At 54.6% G+C, this 18,185-nt stretch carries 17 protein-coding genes and 4 tRNA genes; 11 read left to right on the top strand and 10 right to left on the bottom strand.

The genetic code is table 11. From position 1 onward, the window contains the following. Positions 1-2: 2 nt before the first annotated feature. A tRNA-Ala gene (locus ACT3TC_RS06325) sits at positions 3-78 on the bottom strand. A gap of 180 nt (positions 79-258) precedes the next feature. Between ACT3TC_RS06325 and uvrY the strand changes: the two genes are divergently transcribed. The 7 genes from uvrY (at position 259) to nadB (ending at position 5,608) form a co-directional block, all read left to right on the top strand. Beyond that, complete coding sequence (uvrY, locus tag ACT3TC_RS06320; RefSeq protein WP_087106657.1) at positions 259-909, top strand: UvrY/SirA/GacA family response regulator transcription factor; 651 nt, start codon at positions 259-261, stop codon at positions 907-909. A gap of 42 nt (positions 910-951) precedes the next feature. Continuing rightward, positions 952-2,766: an excinuclease ABC subunit UvrC gene (uvrC, locus tag ACT3TC_RS06315; RefSeq protein WP_444639505.1), complete on the top strand. Its 1,815-nt coding sequence runs from the start codon at positions 952-954 to the stop codon at positions 2,764-2,766. Positions 2,767-2,863: 97 nt separating this feature from the next. Beyond that, positions 2,864-3,412, top strand: coding sequence for a CDP-diacylglycerol--glycerol-3-phosphate 3-phosphatidyltransferase (gene pgsA / locus ACT3TC_RS06310; protein WP_087106661.1), 549 nt, complete (start codon positions 2,864-2,866; stop codon positions 3,410-3,412). 83 nt (positions 3,413-3,495) lie between these two features. Beyond that, a tRNA-Gly gene (locus tag ACT3TC_RS06305) sits at positions 3,496-3,570 on the top strand. Between the two features lie 85 nt (positions 3,571-3,655). Then, positions 3,656-3,729 (top strand) — tRNA-Cys (locus ACT3TC_RS06300). A gap of 36 nt (positions 3,730-3,765) precedes the next feature. Then, positions 3,766-3,852 (top strand) — tRNA-Leu (locus ACT3TC_RS06295). A 157-nt stretch (positions 3,853-4,009) separates the two neighbouring features. Then, positions 4,010-5,608 carry an L-aspartate oxidase gene (gene nadB / locus ACT3TC_RS06290; RefSeq protein WP_444639504.1) on the top strand — a complete coding sequence of 533 codons (1,599 nt, stop codon included), beginning with the start codon at positions 4,010-4,012 and terminating at the stop codon, positions 5,606-5,608. Here nadB and ACT3TC_RS06285 read toward each other — a convergent pair. Beyond that, positions 5,585-5,983 (bottom strand): hypothetical protein, encoded by a 399-nt coding sequence (locus ACT3TC_RS06285; RefSeq protein ID WP_444639503.1) that lies wholly within the window; start codon positions 5,981-5,983, stop codon positions 5,585-5,587. The genes nadB and ACT3TC_RS06285 overlap by 24 nt on opposite strands. Further along, the gene (locus ACT3TC_RS06280) at positions 5,943-6,236 is read right to left on the bottom strand and encodes an FAD assembly factor SdhE (protein ID WP_441678765.1); all 294 of its coding nucleotides are present in this window, start codon (positions 6,234-6,236) and stop codon (positions 5,943-5,945) included. Before ACT3TC_RS06280 ends, ACT3TC_RS06285 begins: the two co-directional genes overlap by 41 nt. A gap of 212 nt (positions 6,237-6,448) precedes the next feature. Between ACT3TC_RS06280 and ACT3TC_RS06275 the strand changes: the two genes are divergently transcribed. The 3 genes from ACT3TC_RS06275 to lapB all read left to right on the top strand — a co-directional run bounded on the left by ACT3TC_RS06275 (position 6,449) and on the right by lapB (position 8,363). Then, complete coding sequence (locus ACT3TC_RS06275; RefSeq protein WP_444639502.1) at positions 6,449-6,745, top strand: integration host factor subunit beta; 297 nt, start codon at positions 6,449-6,451, stop codon at positions 6,743-6,745. A gap of 112 nt (positions 6,746-6,857) precedes the next feature. Further along, positions 6,858-7,163: a lipopolysaccharide assembly protein LapA domain-containing protein gene (locus ACT3TC_RS06270; protein WP_087106669.1), complete on the top strand. Its 306-nt coding sequence runs from the start codon at positions 6,858-6,860 to the stop codon at positions 7,161-7,163. Next, positions 7,164-8,363 carry a lipopolysaccharide assembly protein LapB gene (gene lapB / locus ACT3TC_RS06265; protein ID WP_444639501.1) on the top strand — a complete coding sequence of 400 codons (1,200 nt, stop codon included), beginning with the start codon at positions 7,164-7,166 and terminating at the stop codon, positions 8,361-8,363. A gap of 16 nt (positions 8,364-8,379) precedes the next feature. Here the strand turns inward: lapB and pyrF are convergent, their stop codons facing one another. Continuing rightward, a complete protein-coding gene (gene pyrF / locus ACT3TC_RS06260) occupies positions 8,380-9,072 on the bottom strand; it encodes an orotidine-5'-phosphate decarboxylase (RefSeq protein WP_444639500.1) in 693 nt (230 codons plus the stop codon). 231 nt (positions 9,073-9,303) lie between these two features. Here pyrF and ACT3TC_RS06255 point away from each other — a divergent pair, with 231 nt between their 5' ends. After that, entirely contained in the window at positions 9,304-9,588 is a 285-nt protein-coding gene (locus ACT3TC_RS06255) for a ComEA family DNA-binding protein (protein ID WP_444639499.1), read from the top strand. Between the two features lie 165 nt (positions 9,589-9,753). Here ACT3TC_RS06255 and prpD read toward each other — a convergent pair whose 3' ends face one another. The 6 genes from prpD to ACT3TC_RS06225 all read right to left on the bottom strand — a co-directional run bounded on the left by prpD (position 9,754) and on the right by ACT3TC_RS06225 (position 18,035). Next, positions 9,754-11,238: a 2-methylcitrate dehydratase gene (gene prpD / locus ACT3TC_RS06250; RefSeq protein WP_444639498.1), complete on the bottom strand. Its 1,485-nt coding sequence runs from the start codon at positions 11,236-11,238 to the stop codon at positions 9,754-9,756. Between the two features lie 28 nt (positions 11,239-11,266). Then, entirely contained in the window at positions 11,267-12,463 is a 1,197-nt protein-coding gene (gene prpF / locus ACT3TC_RS06245; protein ID WP_444639497.1) for a 2-methylaconitate cis-trans isomerase PrpF, read from the bottom strand. A 29-nt stretch (positions 12,464-12,492) separates the two neighbouring features. Beyond that, positions 12,493-15,102 carry a Fe/S-dependent 2-methylisocitrate dehydratase AcnD gene (acnD, locus tag ACT3TC_RS06240; protein ID WP_444639496.1) on the bottom strand — a complete coding sequence of 870 codons (2,610 nt, stop codon included), beginning with the start codon at positions 15,100-15,102 and terminating at the stop codon, positions 12,493-12,495. Between the two features lie 68 nt (positions 15,103-15,170). Then, complete coding sequence (gene prpC, locus ACT3TC_RS06235) at positions 15,171-16,298, bottom strand: bifunctional 2-methylcitrate synthase/citrate synthase (RefSeq protein ID WP_444639495.1); 1,128 nt, start codon at positions 16,296-16,298, stop codon at positions 15,171-15,173. Between the two features lie 70 nt (positions 16,299-16,368). Beyond that, positions 16,369-17,262: a methylisocitrate lyase gene (prpB, locus tag ACT3TC_RS06230; protein WP_087106685.1), complete on the bottom strand. Its 894-nt coding sequence runs from the start codon at positions 17,260-17,262 to the stop codon at positions 16,369-16,371. After that, complete coding sequence (locus ACT3TC_RS06225) at positions 17,262-18,035, bottom strand: GntR family transcriptional regulator (protein ID WP_193057101.1); 774 nt, start codon at positions 18,033-18,035, stop codon at positions 17,262-17,264. Before ACT3TC_RS06225 ends, prpB begins: the two co-directional genes overlap by 1 nt. Positions 18,036-18,185: the final 150 nt, after the last annotated feature.

The following is an 18,185-nucleotide window of genomic DNA, read 5'->3' as shown; positions in this document are numbered from 1 at the left end:
TCTGGTGGAGCCTAGCGGGATCGAACCGCTGACCTCAACACTGCCAGTGTTGCGCTCTCCCAGCTGAGCTAAGGCCCCAATGCCGTCGCCCTTACGGACTAAGCGAGGCGCATGCTATTATGAAACCGGACCAAGGTCAAGAAACCATTCAAATACGCGTTTGCTAATTCTACTTTATAGTCAGCTGTGGCACTCTATGGGTCAGCGTCAGAGGCTACCTTCTGAGCCCACTATGTTTCCACGCAGGAGCCAGCCCCCTTGATCAACGTTCTAATCGCCGATGATCATCATCTGGTAAGAACCAGTATTGCTCATCTGCTAAATGAAGAGAGCGATATCAAAATTGTCGGTGAGGTCGACGATGGCGAAAGCGCAGTCACCCAGTGCCGTCATTTAAAACCGGACATTGTCCTGATGGACATACGCATGCCGGGGATAGGCGGGCTGGAAGCAACGCGCCGCATCCATCGTACGATGGAAGATATCAAGGTACTGATCTTAACGGCGCACATGGAAGACAGTGTACTACGCCGCATGTTGGAGGCTGGCGCATCCGGGTTTTTAAGCAAGGGCGCCGGCGCAACAGAAATGACCGATGCGATCCGCCAGGTATTTCATGGTCGTCGCTACGTCAGCCAAGAGATAGCCCAGCGCTTGGCCTTGTCTCACTTTACTAACGAAGACAACCCGTTTAGCCACCTCTCCCATCGCGAGCTACAAATTGCATTAATGATCGTCAACTGTCAGCGCGTTCAGGATATTTCTGACCGTTTGCATTTGAGTCCCAAAACCGTGAATACATACCGCTATCGGCTATTTGATAAACTTCAGGTGGCCACCGATGTCGAACTGACACACCTGGCACTACGTCATGGGCTAGTGGATGGCTTTGACGCCAGTCAGGGATAAACCTAACATCCTTAGCCACTCCTCGGCGTTCGATACGGTGCAATGACATTTAATGCAAAACAGTTTTTAAGCTCGGCAAGCACCTCCCCCGGCGTTTACCGTATGCTTGACGAACACAGCGATACGCTCTATGTAGGCAAAGCGAAACGCTTAAAAGCCCGCCTTGCCAGCTATTTTCGTGGCCAGTTGAACACTAAAACGCAGGCGATGGTGGCACGGATTGCGGATATTCAAATCACCGTAACCCGCAGCGAAACCGAGGCACTGCTACTTGAGCAAACCCTGATCAAGGAGCTTCGCCCGCCCTACAATATTTTATTACGGGATGATAAGTCCTACCCGTTTATCTTCGTCACCGACCGCCACAACTATCCCAGACTTGAATATAAACGCGCACGTCAACGGCGTGACGACGGCCGCTACTTGGGCCCCTATCCTAGCAGCGGCGCGGTACGCGAAAGTCTGTCACTCATGCAGAAAATCTTCCGCATTCGCAACTGCGAAGACAGCGTTTTTGCCCATCGCTCTCGTCCGTGCCTACAGCATCAAATCCAGCGCTGTAGCGCCCCTTGCGTAGACTACATTGCAAAAGAGGATTACCGCCGCGACGTTGAACACGCCGTTATGTGTCTGGAAGGCAAAAGTGAGCACGTAACCCAAGCGCTGACCGAGGCGATGGAAGCCGCCAGCCAAGACCTGGATTTTGAGGAGGCTGCCCGCTTCCGTGACCAGATACAGCAATTACGCCAGCTACAGCAGCGCCAATTTGTCGATAACCAGAACGGCGATGCCGATATTTTCGCGCTCGCCCAACGGCCAGGCGCGCTAGGCGTTTCGGTGTTAAGCGTTCGCGATGGACGCATGCTCGGCGCCCGCCACCATGCGCCCAAAAACGGTCTGGACCTTTCCCCAGAAGCCCTACTGACCGAGGTGGTGAGCCAGTACTATTTTGGCCAACCGCATAACGTGCCCAGTGAAGTCATTACCAGTCATGTGCTGGATGACAGCGACCTGATTGCCGAGGCGCTCACACAGCAAGCGGGCAAGCGTATTCGTGTGACAAGCCAGGTACGCGGGCATCGCGCCCAGTGGCAGCAGCTGGCGATGACCAATGCTGAGCAGCAGTTAGCGTCTCAATTGGCGAACCATACACAGCTCACCCAGCGCTTTGCAGCGCTTCAGAAAGCGCTGGGCCTTGAATCCATGCCCGAACGGCTTGAGTGTTTCGATATCAGCCATAGCCAGGGTGAAGCCACCGTGGCCTCCTGCGTGGTCTTTGACCATCAAGGGCCGCGCAAGAGCGACTATCGCCATTTCCGCATAGAAGGCGTGGCGGCGGGCGATGATTACGCCGCCATGCAGCAAGCGCTGACGCGAAGGCTGAAACGCGTAGAAAGCGGCGAAGCCATCGCTCCGGATATTGTGATTGTCGATGGCGGCAAAGGTCAGCTTAATATGGCCCGCGAGGTGCTCAACCAACTCGGCATTACCACGATCATTTTGCTAGGCGTTGCCAAAGGCACCACACGCAAAGCCGGGCTTGAGACACTTTTTTTGGAAACATCGGATAACCCACTTCCCTTGGACCCCGCTTCCCCTGCTCTGCACTTGATTCAGCATATTCGGGATGAATCGCACCGTTTTGCAATTGCAGGCCACCGAGCCCAGCGCGACAAGGCCAGGCGCACTTCTACGCTGCAAGACATTCCCGGCATTGGCCCTAAACGGCGCCGTGAGTTGTTACGTTTTTTTGGCGGATTGCAAGGTGTGCAGAAAGCGAGCCGCGCCGAGCTGGCAAGAGTCCCAGGCATTAGTGCCGCACTTGCAGAGAGTATTTATTTGGCCCTGAATGGATAAACCACCATTGGGCATAGATGCTAGTCGCTAAGGCGGATAGAATAGCCTTTACTACATTTCGAATTTAATGACTCTCCGGTAAGGATCGCCAGCCGCGATGAATATACCCAACGTACTTACACTGGCAAGAGTTGCCTTTATTCCCTTGCTCGTTGTGCTGTTCTACTTGCCTTTTAACTGGAGCATGCCGCTGGCGGCTGGCCTTTTTGCGCTAGCCTCGATGACCGATTGGCTAGATGGCTATTTGGCCCGCCGCTGGAATCAGTCAACACCCTTTGGCGCTTTCTTAGACCCAGTGGCCGACAAACTAATGGTCGTTGTGGCACTCGCGCTGTTGATTGAGCGCTACGATACACTCATTCTGACCTTGCCTGCGCTTGTCATTATTGGCCGTGAAATTGTGATATCGGCCCTACGCGAATGGATGGCAGAAATGGGCAAGCGGGGCCTGGTCGCGGTTTCCTGGATAGGCAAGCTTAAAACCACGCTCCAGATGGTGGCCCTGCTGATCCTTTTGGCGCTGCCGCCCACACATGAAATCGCCCTGCTGGGTGTGGTAGTGCTGTACGTCGCTGCGGCCTTAACGCTTTGGTCCATGATCCAATATTTAAAGGCTGCCTGGCCGCACCTTAGCCGCTCCATGTAAGCAGTTGATTCCTCGAAGGGGATGTTTGCATCATTGAGGATTGACAACCGCTCAACGATGCGTATAATTCGCCCTCGAGTCGAGCGGGAATAGCTCAGTGGTAGAGCATCGCCTTGCCAAGGCGAGGGTCGAGAGTTCGAATCTCTTTTCCCGCTCCAACTTGGATTGTGCGGCAAGCAGGTTAGGTCGAGAGCTGGAACGCCAGCCCGGTCGAATCTATCTTCCCGCTCCATCGACTCTTTAGGCTGGATGGCAGAGTGGTTATGCAGCGGACTGCAACTCCGTGTACGCCGGTTCGATTCCGACTCCAGCCTCCACTTTTGTGTTAAGTGCAACGATACACCAATTGCACTGCCCGGATGGCGAAATTGGTAGACGCAAGAGACTTAAAATCTCTCGGAGGTAACTCCGTGCCGGTTCAAGTCCGGCTCCGGGCACCATTGCTTTTATCTTCCCTTATGACTTTATTATCTGCGAGATCATTTTGATCGACGCGGATTTTTTTGCGTCTATACATCGTCAACGACTAATGACTACGCTATGCGCTTACCTTTTATGCGCCATAGCGCCAGATAGCAAAAACAAGGAGCGGGCCGCATGAGCACGCCAACAACGGATGTATTAATTATTGGCGGCGGCGTCGCCGGGTTAACCCTCGCCCTGGACATTGCCGACCACCTGTCGGTGACACTGGTAAATCCAGCCCACAATGATAAAGGCGCCAGCCGATGGGCCCAGGGTGGCATTGCAGCGGTGCTCTCCCCCGAAGACAACCTGGAAGCGCATATTCGTGACACACTTGTAGCCGGTGACGGGTTATGTGATGAGCAGGCTGTACGTTTTACCGTTACACACGGCCCGGCGGCCATCCAATGGTTAATTGATCGAGGGGTACACTTTACCCCGGACCCCGCCCCTGACGCTTGCTATCCGTATCACCTGACCCGTGAAGGCGGCCATAACGCCCGGCGTATTATTCATGCTGACGACGCCACGGGACGCGCTGTGGTAGATACCCTGCAAGACAAAGTCGCCGCGCATGCCAATATTACCCTGCGCCGCGATATCACTATTTTAGGGTTACTCCAAAACTGCCACGGGCACTGCACAGGTGCCTATGGCATCGATACAGAGCGACAACGGCAAACACTCACCGCGACTTACACCACGCTAGCCACCGGGGGCGCTAGCGGCCTTTATCGCCATACCACAACCCCTACCCCCGGTAGCGGCGAAGGCATGATGATGGCTGCGGAGCTTGGCGCGCGATTAATGAATCTGGAGTTTCAGCAGTTTCACCCGACCAGCCTGTATGATCCTGACGGCCCCGCGTTTTTAATTAGCGAAGCCGTACGTGGCGAAGGTGGTTACTTGCTCAATGAAGCCGGTGAGCGGTTTATGCCAGCCATTGATCCTCGCGCAGAACTTGCTCCCAGGGACGTTGTTGCGCGAGCCATCGATGCTCAAATTCAGCAAAGCACCCAAGGGCACGTATGGCTGGATATCCGCCACCTTGGTGAAAAAGCCATTCACCACCACTTCCCAACCATTTTGGCACACTGCGCCTCACGCGGGATTGATATCATCCAGCAACCCATCCCCGTCGTCCCCGCCGCCCACTATAGCTGCGGGGGCATTACCACCGATCATCAGGGCGCGACAGGCATACCGGGGCTTTATGCAGTCGGTGAAGCTGCCTGTACCGGCCTACATGGTGCCAACCGCATGGCCAGCAACTCACTATTGGAGTGCCTGGTGTATGCGCGTAGCTGTGCAAGCGCACTTCGAGAACAACATCTCAACGAATGGCACGCGCCGCCCATTACGCCCCTACCACCGTCCGCCCGGTTATTAAGCGTTGAAGAGCAGGACCTACTGGCTCAATGGCGCCACGAGCTACGTACCACGATGAGCCAACAGGTGTCGATTGTACGCAGCAACTCAGGATTGGCTGCCGCCCATGAGCAGTTGGCGTTATTGGATAAGCGTTTGGAACGCTTAGGAGCCGGCCAGTTTCAACCTGAGTACATGCAGTTACGTCAAGCAATCAGGCTGGCTCAACTAACCGTTATCGCTGCATCGAAACGGCATGAATCACGCGGGCTACATTACTCTATGGATTGGCCGTCTCACCTTCCCGCCCCTGCGATTTCTTGTTTAACGCTAGCGGATTTAATGCCCGGCACGGTGGTATAAGCGGCGCAACAAACGGTGATGATGACGAGAGAAACTATCGGGCCACAGCCAGAGCCGCTGTGGCCCCACCCACAAGCCCACCAACCAAGGCCCCAGGTAATCACAGCGAACCACCACTTCATCGCTCAGCTCTCCATAGGGCTTTCGCCAACGGCCATAAATAGCCGTATCACGCTTGCTTAGATAAAGCACGCCATGGACTTGCCTATGCAGAGTACGCCATAGCAAAAGGCTGATGACAAGGGTAATGCCGCTGCCTACCCAAAGCCCCAATACCCAGTAGCTCAACGAACAGAGCCCCATCGCCAAACCCGAGTGAAGCAGGCCTGCCGTTTTAGAGGGTACGATAGGCAGAATTATCGGTGTTTTCTGCATGCTCAACGATCATTTTCACCATATGCTTTAACGCTGGGTCTTCAGGCCATTCACGGTGCATGAGCCAAACAAACAAGTCCTGGTCTTCTTCTTCAATTAGGCGCTGATAAATCAACTGCTCCTCTTCGCTAAGTGTGTCAAAGCGTTTTTCTAAAAACGGGATCAGCAACAGATCAAGCTCCCACATACCGCGACGCGAATGCCAGTAGAGTCGCTTACGTAGCACGGCTGCTGGGGATGTATCGTCGTTCAAGGTCAGCCTCTTTCATTGGTAAAATGAAGCGTCAGTATACCTAAGCTAAAGGGTCGCGCCAGCGCCAAGCTTCGCCTATGCTGTTATTCAGTCTAGTACCTTGTTTTATCTGAATTGTTTAATATCAATTTGCACAGTATGCTGAATTCGAGGTTATCAAGGTCAGCCGCTATTATTAACGGCAGCCTTCACCGTTTACAGGGAGCCAACCGATGACAAAATCTGAACTAATCGAACAAATCGCGATGCGTCAACCGGAGCTATCCGCCAAAGAAGTCGAGACGGCGGTACGTATTATACTGGATGATATGGCGGACGCTCTTTCCAGCGGCGGTCGTGTGGAAATACGTGGCTTTGGCAGTTTCTCACTGCATTTCCGTGAGCCGCGTACTGGCCGTAACCCCAAAACGGGCGATCCGGTCGAGCTGGACGGTAAATATGTACCGCACTTTAAGCCCGGCAAAGAGCTGCGCGAACAGGTAGATGCCAGTCGTGCGCTGGGTTACTAACACAGAGCCCGAAGCCACCATACTTTGATAATCTGTGACTGTGGGATGACGTCGCGCCAAGACTCATACACAATAGGGTCATACTGCGAACGTCACTGACTAGGAAACTCTCATGCGTTGGATTAAAGGGCTGATTCTCGCCATTATTTTGCTGGTTGTTCTACTGGTAGGCATCTTGTTTGCCGTCAACAATCAGCAAACCATTGCCTTGAATCTGATCTGGGTTGAACTCCCCCCCATCACACTCTCGGTATGGCTGCTGGCGACATTAACGTTTGGCGTCATACTCGGCATGCTCGCAATGATGGGGGTATACGTACGGTTGAAAGCACGTCTTGCACGCAGCGAGCGCCATAACAAACAGCAGCGCAAAGAGCTTGATCGTTTACGCACCCAGGAGTTTAAGGAACTAGCGTAAATGCATGATGTCATGCTGCTAGGGCTACTATTGGTAGCGATTGCCATAGGCTTCGGGCTAGGCATTCGATACGCTGCCCAGCACCACCGGCGAGCGCCAACAGCGCCGCCTTCTCAACTGTCGCGCGAATATTTCGTTGGGTTAAATTACCTGCTGAATGAGCAACCCGATGAAGCCATTAACACATTTATCAGTGCACTTGATGTTAATAGCGATACGGTAGATACCCATATCGCGCTGGGTAAGCTCTTTCGCACGCGTGGCGAGGCAGACAAAGCCGTCAGTATTCACCAAAACCTGCTCGCACGCCCGGCCCTATCGCATGGCACCAACGAACGCATCCAGCTTGAGCTTGCGCGCGATTTTATAGCGCTAGGTGTTCATGACCGTGCCCAGAGACTGCTGCACTCGCTGCTTGAGCAATCCACCGACGATGATCGCCGCTATGCGGCCAAGCAGCTACTGGTGGATCTTCTGGAGCGCGAAAAGGAGTGGCAAACCGCTTTAGAGGTGATCCAGCCCCTGCTAAAGCAGCACCCAGGTATGCGGCGCCCAGCGTCACACTGGCTATGCGAGCTGGCCATAGAAGAGATCCAACAATCCAGCCGTGCGCTCGCGAAAAAGCATCTAAAAAAAGCCTTACTGCTGGATGAACGTTGCATTCGCGCCACACTACTGTTGGCGGATCTTGAGATGGATAACGGCCACTATGGCCGCGCGATAGAACGTCTTGACCATATTCCTGAACAGGATGCCGCGCATATCCCAACCATGCTGCCAACCCTTCAGCGGGCCTATGCGCGTAACGACGATATAGCAGGTCTGGAGAAGCACTTATACCGTCTACTGGGCCAGGCACCTTACACCAGCGTTATCGTGACGCTCGGCGAGCTTATTCACCAGCGGGATGGCGTGGATACCGCCATTGAGTTAACCGGAAACTGGCTACGTGATGCGCCGAGCCTTGGCGGGTTGGACTATCTGCTGGATCTGTATGTCGAAAGCCAGAAGCTAAGTGGAAGAACGGCGCCGGACACTCGCTTATCACTGCTTAAATACCACACGGATGCGCTTTTAAAAGATCGTCCACGCCATCAATGCAGGCGCTGTGGTTTTACAAGTGATGCCCTTGCCTGGCAGTGCCCCAGTTGCCGCCGCTGGGGCACTACCAAGCCGATTACCGGTGTAGAGGGCGAGTAGCCACATACATATCGTGCTACTGAAGCTCTGCTTCGATAGCCGCCAGCGCCGCCATGGGGTCAGACGCCTGAGTAACAGGCCGCCCTATCACCAAATGTGTACTCCCTGCCTGCATCGCTTCGCTCGGCGTCATAATACGCTGCTGATCGTTAACGGCGGCAAAACTCGGCCGAATACCGGGCGTTACTTTTAAAAACGACTCACCACACACAGCCTTTAAATGTGCCGCCTCTTGGGCTGAGCATACAACGCCGTGCAGGCCGCTTTGTTGGGTCAACAGCGCCAAGCGCTCCACCTGTTCGGCGGGCGAAACGTTTAACCCCACTTCGTAAAGGTCGCTTTCCTGGAGGCTGGTTAATACGGTAACAGCGATAAGGTGCGTGTCTAAACCTTGACTAACCAAACGCTCGGCGGCTGCCTCCATCATCTTGCGGCCACCGCTGGCGTGCACATTCACCATCCAGACGCCTTGCTCTGCTGCGGCCTGAACAGCCCCCGCCACCGTATTGGGAATATCATGAAACTTGAGGTCAAGGAACACGTCGAACCCGCGCCCATGCAGCGCTTCAAGGATAGCCGGGCCGCTGCGGGTATAAAGCTCTTTACCTACTTTTAAACGACACCGGGCGGGGTCTAGCTGGTCCGCCATGCACAAGGCGGCGTCAAGTGACGGGTAATCAAGCGCGATAATCAACGGGGATTCAGACACAACACTACTCCATACGCATTTTTAAGCATTATATCAGTCCAACACGACCCGCTTGTAAGCTATTTGCTAACCAGTACAAGCGAAAATCCTACAAACAGTGTCGTACATCACTGACAACAATCCAACAGCGAACGCGTTAAGTTAGTCAAGGCACCCGTTAATGCAGTGTTCGTTAGTACAGTGCCCGGTTGTGCTACTTTTCTTTATCGTCAAGAAGGAACAATACGCGTAATGAACATGACATTAAAAAGCTTGTTTGCCGCCCTGTTACTTAGTTTAAGTCTGGGATTATCCAGTAGCGCACTGGCTCAAGCCGTCGCGCCTATCAATGTCAATACCGCCAATGCCGAGCTGTTGAGCGAGCTTCCCGGCATTGGACCAAGCCGCGCTACCGCCATTATCGAAGAGCGTGATACCAATGGAGAATTTGCAAGTATTGATGATTTAACGCGCGTCAGCGGCATCGGCGCAGCAACCGTAGATCGCATGCGCGACCAAATCGCACTCGAAGACTAAGCCTTGCAGTAAGCCCTGCAACATAGCAGGATTACTATTGCCCGGCGGCAGCACAGCAGCTGTTTGCCGGGCAAGTGTTTATCACATACCCAATATTGAAAAGCTCACCTAACGACTCCTCTCTCTTTCGCATTACTGCCCGTGACCTCGTGACTAGGCAAACTTTTAAATCATCCAAAGTGACATGAATTGATCCACCGGCATTGCTTCAAGCGTCGCTTGATTGCCGCAGAGCTGGCTAATCTTTTCGCAGCGAAATGCAGGGAAACGGGTGGCGAGATGGCGCTCAAACTTATCAACCAATAGCGGCATTCCCTCTTCTCGACGACGCTGATGGCCTATCGGATACTCCACTGCAACTTTGTCTGTTGCACTACCATCACGGAAAAAGACCTGTACCGCATTCGCGATAGAGCGCTTTTGCGGGTCGTGGTAAGCCGCTGAATAGTCGCTATCCTCCTCGACCACCATTTTGTCGCGCAGTACATCAATTAGCGGATGAGCCGCATGAAAGCTGTCTTCATAGTGTTCGGCGGTAAGCGAGCCAAAGATAAGCGGCACGGCCGTCATGTATTGCAGGCAGTGATCGCGGTCAGCGGGGTTAGCCAACGCTCCGGTTTTGGAAATTATCCGAATCGCTGAATCATGTGTGGTAATCACAATGCGCTCAATATCAGCCAAGCGCTCTTTTACCTGAGCGTGCAGAAGCACGGACGCTTCGCAGGCGGTTTGGGCATGGAACTCCGCCGGGAAAGCAATTTTGAATAAAATGTTTTCCATAACATAGCACCCAAACTCACGCTGAAAACGCAGGCGCCGCTCTGCTTCAGGTTTAAGGCTCAGGTCTTTATTACTATGGCTAAAGGACACATCGTAAAACCCCCATTGCGGTGCACTGAGCGCGCTGGGGATGCCCATCTCACCGCGTAATGCCATATCTGCCAGACGAACGCCTCGGGAAGTGGCATCGCCAGCCGCCCAGCTTTTGCGCGGCCCGGCATTGGGTGCATGTCGGTAGGTGCGCAGGCTCTGGCCGTCTACCCACGCATGGGAAAGCGCAGCCAGCAACTGCTCGCGCGTAGCGCCCATTAGCTTGGCAACCACCGCCGTCGAAGCCACTTTCACCAACAGTACATGATCCAGCCCCACCCGGTTGAAGCTGTTTTCCAGGGCCAACACTCCCTGAATTTCATGCGCCATGATCATGGCATTCAACACATCACGCATCGTCAGAGGCGCATCCCCCTGGGCAACCCGCTTTTGCGACAGGTGATCGGCAACCGCCAGGATGCCACCCAGGTTGTCAGAGGGATGCCCCCACTCGGCGGCAAGCCAGGTATCGTTATAATCTAGCCAGCGGATAGTTGCGCCGATATCCCAGGCCGCTTTTACCGGGTCAAGGCGTAGCGAAGTGCCCGGCACACGCGCCCCAAATGGAACCTGGGTACCTTCTACCAGCGGGCCAAGATGCTTGGTGCACTCTGGAAAACGCAGCGCCAGAAGCCCACAGCCCAACGTATCCATTAAGCAGTAACGAGCCGTAGACAGTGCCGCCGACGAGGGAGTATCAAAGCTCAGCACATAATCAGCGATTAGCTGTAGCTCATCATCGTATTCTGGCCGCTCGTTTATCTCCGCTGTGACATTCATGGAGTCGCCTCCCGATCAATGCAGTGAGTTAAAAGCTGTCGCCCGGTACGCGTACCGCACCTTCCATTAGCACGCGCGCGCTGCGACTCATAATGGCCTGATCAATCTGCCAGTGCCCGTCAACCAGGTTGGCCTCTGCGCCAACGCGCAAACTGCCCGACGGGTGGCCAAACGTAACGGACTGGCGCTTTCCGCCTCCGGCCGCCAAATTAACCAGCGTACCGTCTATCGCAGCGGCAGCAGCAATTGCCACGGCGGCAGTGCCCATCATGGCGTGATGCAATTTACCCATGGAAAGCGCCCGCACCACCAGATCGATATCACCAGCGTTAACAGCCTGACCGCTTGAGGAAACATAATCAGCTGGCGGCCCAACAAACGCTACCTTGGGCGTATGTTGGCGGCTCGCAGCCTCACTGACATCCCCTATCAACCCCATACGTACAGCGCCATGGGCACGGATAGTCTCAAACATGCTTAATGCTTTACCGTCGCCATTGATGGCGTTTTGCAGCTCGGTACCGCGGTAACCAATATCAGCGGCATTAATAAACACCGTGGGGATACCTGCATTGATAAGGGTAGCTTTCAGAATACCCACACCCGGCACATTCAGGTCATCCACCAGGTTGCCGGTGGGAAAAATCGCCCCCTCGCCGTCAGCCGGGTCCATAAAAGCCACGGGAATCTCGGCGGCGGGAAAGGTCACGCCATCCAACTCGAAATCGCCGGTCTCCTGAACCTCCCCATTCACGATGGGCACCTGCGATACGATAGTTTTCTGGATATTGACCTGCCAGATTCTCACCTCGACCACACCGTTTTCAGGCAGACGTGCCGGATCAACCAGCCCGTTCGCTACGGCAAATGGGCCTACCGCCGCCGAAAGATTGCCGCAGTTGCCGCTCCAATCCACGTAGGGCTTATCGATGGATACTTGGCCAAACACATAATCCACATCGTGATCAGCCGAGTGGCTTTTGGAAAGAATGACCGTTTTACTGGTGCTTGAGGTCGCGCCGCCCATACCGTCAATCTGTTTTTCGTACGGGTCGGGGCTTCCAATCACACGCAGCAGCAGCTTGTCACGCGCCTCTCCCGCCACCTGAGCAGCCTGGGGTAAATCGCTTAATTTAAAAAACACGCCTTTGCTGGTGCCGCCACGCATATAGGTGGCGGGGATTTTTATTTGCGGCACATGGCGGGCGTTGGCGACATCAGTCATCTTGTTCACTCCGAAAAATAACCCGGCACTTACGCAGCCGTTGACTCGAGGAAGTCCTGGGCAAAGCGCTGCAGCACACCACCGGCGGCGTAAATTGATACTTCCTCGGCGGTATCCAGGCGGCATTTGACCGCTACGCGCTCGCTGCCCCCGTTTTGACGATGGATCACCAGCGTAAGCATCGCGCCTGGCGATACAGCCCCTTCAACATCAAAGGTTTCGGTGCCATCCAAGCCTAATGTCGTGCGCGTGGTTCCCGGCTCAAACTCTAGCGGCATTACGCCCATGCCAATCAGGTTAGTGCGATGAATACGCTCAAACCCTTCAGCAGCAATGGCTTCCACACCCGCGAGCGCCACCCCTTTGGCAGCCCAGTCTCTTGATGAGCCTTGGCCATAATCGGCGCCAGCAATAATGATCAGCGGCTGCTTACGCGCCATGTAGGTTTCGATAGCTTCCCACATGCGGGTCACTTCACCTTCTGGCTCGACCCGCGCCAGCGACCCCTGAATGACGTTGCCTTCTTCATCGCGGACCATTTCGTTAAACAGCTTGGGATTGGCAAAGGTAGCGCGCTGGGCGGTGAGGTGATCGCCGCGATGAGTCGCGTAGGAGTTGAAGTCCTCCTCCGGCAGGCCCATTTTCGCCAAATACTCACCCGCCGCGCTGTTAAGCTGAATGGCGTTGGAAGGCGATAGGTGATCGGTGGTGATATTGTCCGGCAAGATTGCCAGCGGGCGCATGCCTTTCAAGGTACGCTCTTTCGCCATATTGCCCTCCCAGTAAGGTGGGCGACGAATGTAGGTACTCTGGGGGCGCCAGTCATATAGCGGATTAACCTGGGCACGCGCGCTTTTATCAATATCGAACATGGGGATATAGGTCTGGCGGAACTGCTCGGGCTTCACCGAGGATTTCACAATAGCGTCGATCTCTTCATCCGCTGGCCAGATATCCTTCAAGGCAACGGGATTCCCCGCCTGGTCGATCCCCAGCACGTCTTTTTCAATATCAAAGCGAATAGTGCCTGCAATGGCGTAAGCAACCACTAATGGCGGCGAGGCCAAAAAGGCCTGCTGGGCGTAGGGGTGAATCCGCCCATCAAAGTTGCGGTTACCGGAAAGCACTGCCGTGGCGTAAAGGTCCCGGTCGATAATTTCCTGCTGAATAACAGGGTCAAGCGCACCCGACATGCCGTTACAGGTGGTGCACGCATAAGCCACCACGCCAAACCCCAGATCCTCCAGCTCATTCATCAAACCGGCTTCTTCCAGATACATCTTGACCGTTTTTGAACCAGGCGCCAGGGATGACTTTACCCAGGGTTTACGCAACAAGCCGAGCCGGTTGGCGTTGCGCGCAATTAACCCAGCCGCCACCATATTGCGCGGGTTGGACGTATTGGTGCAGCTGGTAATGGCGGCGATAATAACGGCGCCATCAGGCATTTTGCCCGCTTTCTCTTCTTCGCGCGCAGCATCGAGCCCTACCGCAATACCGCGCTGAGCCAGCTCGGAGGTCGGCAGGTGCGCATGTGGGTTGGAAGGCCCTGCCAACGTCCGCGCAACCGATGAAAGATCAAAGCTCAGCACCCGCTCGTACTCAACCTGCGTCAGGCTGTCCGCCCAGAGGCCGGTGTGCTTGGCATAGGTTTCTACCAGCGCCACCTGCTCATCTTCACGACCGGTGAGCTTCAAATAATCGATGGTTTGGCTGTCGATATAGAACATCGCCGCCGTCGCACCATACTCGGGCGTCATGTTCGAAATCGTGGCACGATCACCAACCGTCAGCGCATCGGCGCCTTCGCCGTAAAACTCCAGATAGGCACCGACCACGCGCTCTTTACGCAGAAACTCGGTGATCGCCAGCACCATATCGGTGCCCGTGATTCCTGGCTGCAGCTTCCCGGTCAGCTCTACCCCGACGATATCGGGCAAGCGCATCATGGAAGCGCGACCAAGCATGACGCTCTCAGCTTCCAGGCCACCCACGCCGACTGAAATAACGCCAAGCGCGTCCACCATGGGGGTATGGCTATCGGTACCCACGCAGGTATCGGGATAAGCAATGCCGTCCCGGTTCTGCACTACCGGCGACATTTTCTCCAGATTGATCTGGTGCATGATGCCGTTGCCAGGCGGGATAACATCAACGTTTTCAAAAGCCGTTTTGGTCCAGTTGATAAAGTGGAAGCGGTCATCGTTGCGCCGGTCTTCAATGGCGCGATTTTTTTCAAAAGCCCCCTCTTCAAAACCCGGATGCTCTACCGCCAACGAGTGGTCAACAATCAGTTGGGTGGGGACAACGGGATTGACCTTGGCCGGGTCACCGCCCTTCTCAGCGATGGCATCGCGCAGCCCGGCCAAATCAACCAGCGCCGTCTGGCCTAGAATATCGTGGCATACCACCCGCGCAGGATACCAAGGGAAGTCCAGGTCGCGTCGGCGTTCAATGAGCTGCTTAAGGGCATCGGTGAGAAGCTCAGGATCACAGCGGCGTACCAATTGCTCTGCCAGCACGCGCGATGTGTAAGGGAGCGTGGCGTAGGCTCCTGGTTGAATATCCTCAACGGCTTGGCGCGCATTAAAGTAATCAAGGCTGGTGCCTGGCAGTGGTTGACGATATTGGCTATTCATAGCAAGCAAACTCATGAAAAGGGAGCTAAAAAAACGCCCGGCAAGCAAGCTGCCGGGCCGCACGCTGATTAATCACGCGCCTCAATGGGGACCCATTCGCTTTTTTCAGGACCGATGTAGTCGGCGCTGGGACGGATAATCCGGTTATTGGCCCGCTGTTCAAAGACATGTGCGGCCCAGCCCGTTAGCCGGGACATGACAAAAATTGGTGTGAACAGCTTGGTGGGGATATCCATAAAGTGATAGGCGCTGGCATGGAAGAAGTCTGCGTTGCAGAACAGCTTTTTCTCACGCCACATCACTTCTTCGACCCTTTCAGATACGGGATAAAGCACCGTATCGCCTACGTCATCGGCAAGCTTTTTGGCCCACTGCTTGATGATCTCGTTGCGTGGATCAGACTCGCGATAAATCGCGTGGCCAAAGCCCATGATTTTGTCTTTGCGCTCAAGCATACCCATGATCTGGCTTTCGGCTTCTTCCGGCGATTGCCAGTTTTCGATCATCGCCATGGCCGCTTCATTGGCACCGCCATGCAGTGGGCCACGCAGCGAACCGATGGCGCCAGTGACGCAAGAGTGCATATCAGAAAGCGTTGAGGCACACACCCGGGCGGTAAAGGTAGAGGCGTTAAACTCATGCTCGGCATATAAAATAAGCGATACGTTCATCACTCGCGCATGGAGCTCAGAGGCCGGCTCGCCACGCAGTAGATGCAAGAAATGCCCGCCAACCGATGCAGCGTCGGTTTGGGTATCAATCCGCACTCCGTCATGAGAGTAGCGATACCAGTAGCAAATGATCGAAGGCAACACGGCCAGCAGCCGATCAGCAACGTCCTGCTGCTCGTCAAAACTCTCTTCGGTTTCCAGATTGCCCAGCATGGACGTGCCGGTCCGCATGACATCCATCGGGTGAGCATCTTTCGGAATTTTCTCAAGCACCGTTTTCAGCGCATCGGGCAACCCACGCAAGCCCTTTAATTTGCGGATGTAGTCGTCAAGCTCTGCCTGATTGGGCAATTTACCTTTCAAGAGCAGGTACGCTACTTCTTCAAATTTAGCCTTTTCAGCCAGCTCTTTGATATCAAAGCCACGGTACGTTAGGCCCGAGCCAGTCTTTCCAACAGTACACAAGGCGGTAGTTCCCGCACTTTGTCCACGCAGCCCTGCTCCCGCTAGCGGTTTATCAGCCATGACGAGTCTCCTGGTGTGCTTATCGTTGTACCTATCATTAATTGCAGATAACCGTGTTGTCGTGCGCGCCTCATTGCGGCTCTTCGCCCTTTTCGGCGAACAACGCATCCAGTTTCTGCTCGAAATCGTGATAGTTGAGGAAATCGTAGAGTTCATCGCGCGTCTGCATGGTGTTAACGACTTCTTTTTGATGGCCATTATCCAGAATGCTTTGATAGACATTCAGGGCAGCAGCGTTCATCGCTCGAAACGCAGAGAGCGGGTAAAGCACCATGCGACAACCAACCTCGCCAAGCTCGGCTTGAGTAAAGAGCGGCGTCGCACCAAACTCAGTGATATTGGCCAGAATCGGGGCATCCACTCGCTCGCAGAATGCCTGGTAATCAGAAAGGGTGTATACGGCTTCAGCAAAGATGGCATCCGCACCGGCTTCAACGCAGGCATTGGCGCGCTCAATAGCCGCGTCCAGGCCCTCTTTTTGAAAAGCATCGGTGCGTGCAATCAGATAAAAATCGGGATCTATTCGGGCATCGGCGGCCGCTTTAATGCGATCAACCATCTCAGCCTGGGAAACAATTGCCTTGTTGGGTCGATGACCACAACGTTTTTGCGCCACCTGGTCCTCCAGATGAACGGCGGCGACGCCAGCACGCTGCATCTCTTTCACTGTACGGGCAATATTGAACGCGCCGCCCCATCCGGTATCAATATCCACCAGCAACGGCAGGTCCGTTGCACCACAGATACGGCGCGCATCCTCGGCGACATCGTTCATGCTGGTCATCCCTAAATCAGGCAGGCCAAACGAGGCATTTGCCACCCCACCGCCGGAAAGGTAGATCGCCTGATGGCCGACACGTTCAGCCATCATCGCCGTATACGCGTTAATAGTGCCTAAAATGGCCAGCGGGCGCTGGGCGTCAAGGGCGGCTTTAAAACGGGCGCCTGGGGTGAGCGTTGACATTAGCGTGTCTCCTGAAGGGTAGTGGCCTGCCGTTCCTCGGCAGGCTCAGATGATTGCTGTTTAAGAATCGCGGCATAACGGTCGGCCACATTGGCACGCGAGGCACTGACGTGGCGGCGCATTAATAGCTCAGCAAGTTCGGCGTCGCCTGCTTCAATGGCGTCCACGATCCGGTGGTGCTCAACAAAGGCACGCTGCGGGCGCGTACCGCTGGCACTAAACTGTGTACGATAAAGGCGCACCAGGTAGTACAAGTCATTGCACAGCAGGCTCATTAGCATCTTGTTGTGGCTGCCTTGCACAATGCGGTAATGAAAGTCGAGATCACCCTCACGCTGATAGTAAGCTTCACCGCGCTGTAAATCGGCCTGCCCTTCGTGCAGTGCCAGCACATCACGAAGGCCTTGTATTTCCTCTGCCGACATGTGCTCCGCTGCTAGCCTTGCGGCCATGCTTTCCAACGCTTCGCGTACATCAAACAGCTCTATCAGCTCTTTCATAGAGAGCTTAACGACGCGTGCGCCGACGTGAGGTACGCGCTCAATCAAGCGATGAGACTCTAAACGCCGCATGGCTTCGCGAAGCGGACCACGAGAAATGCCGTACGTTTTTGAAAGCCCGGGCTCAGTGATTTTGCTGCCTGGCGCCAAGACGCCACGCACAATATCGCTTTGCAGTTGATGAAATACCCGCTCGGCTAGCGTGCGCACTTCAGGCGGCGCTATTTCAAGCGACGAATCAACAGAATAAGGGGCGCTAATAGATGAACTCATGGCGAATTGTCGACAATTAGGAAAGTGTTCAAACTTTAGCTGTGCGCCTTTCTAGCGTCAATCATAGAATAATGGCGATTTTATGCATCTTTGGTTGTAAGCAAAAAGTCTACCCCTCTCACTAGTGTCAACAATCTCGCTAAAACCGTT

This window comes from Halomonas sp. AOP27-A1-41 (assembly GCF_052378605.1).
Classification (GTDB): domain Bacteria; phylum Pseudomonadota; class Gammaproteobacteria; order Pseudomonadales; family Halomonadaceae; genus Vreelandella; species Vreelandella citrativorans.
Note: the sequence above shows the minus strand (reverse complement) of the source record. Positions and strands in the feature narration are given on the sequence as shown.

Coding starts and splice junctions, on each gene's coding strand:
- lapB (WP_444639501.1), top strand. CDS start 7,164: ATGCATGATGTCATGCTGCTAGGGCTACTATTGGTAGCGATTGCCATA.
- uvrC (WP_444639505.1), top strand. CDS start 952: ATGACATTTAATGCAAAACAGTTTTTAAGCTCGGCAAGCACCTCCCCC.
- acnD (WP_444639496.1), bottom strand. CDS start 15,102: ATGAATAGCCAATATCGTCAACCACTGCCAGGCACCAGCCTTGATTAC.
- prpC (WP_444639495.1), bottom strand. CDS start 16,298: ATGGCTGATAAACCGCTAGCGGGAGCAGGGCTGCGTGGACAAAGTGCG.
- prpF (WP_444639497.1), bottom strand. CDS start 12,463: ATGACTGATGTCGCCAACGCCCGCCATGTGCCGCAAATAAAAATCCCC.
- ACT3TC_RS06275 (WP_444639502.1), top strand. CDS start 6,449: ATGACAAAATCTGAACTAATCGAACAAATCGCGATGCGTCAACCGGAG.
- prpD (WP_444639498.1), bottom strand. CDS start 11,238: ATGAATGTCACAGCGGAGATAAACGAGCGGCCAGAATACGATGATGAG.
- nadB (WP_444639504.1), top strand. CDS start 4,010: ATGAGCACGCCAACAACGGATGTATTAATTATTGGCGGCGGCGTCGCC.
- pgsA (WP_087106661.1), top strand. CDS start 2,864: ATGAATATACCCAACGTACTTACACTGGCAAGAGTTGCCTTTATTCCC.
- ACT3TC_RS06285 (WP_444639503.1), bottom strand. CDS start 5,983: ATGCAGAAAACACCGATAATTCTGCCTATCGTACCCTCTAAAACGGCA.
- ACT3TC_RS06255 (WP_444639499.1), top strand. CDS start 9,304: ATGAACATGACATTAAAAAGCTTGTTTGCCGCCCTGTTACTTAGTTTA.
- ACT3TC_RS06225 (WP_193057101.1), bottom strand. CDS start 18,035: ATGAGTTCATCTATTAGCGCCCCTTATTCTGTTGATTCGTCGCTTGAA.
- ACT3TC_RS06270 (WP_087106669.1), top strand. CDS start 6,858: ATGCGTTGGATTAAAGGGCTGATTCTCGCCATTATTTTGCTGGTTGTT.
- prpB (WP_087106685.1), bottom strand. CDS start 17,262: ATGTCAACGCTCACCCCAGGCGCCCGTTTTAAAGCCGCCCTTGACGCC.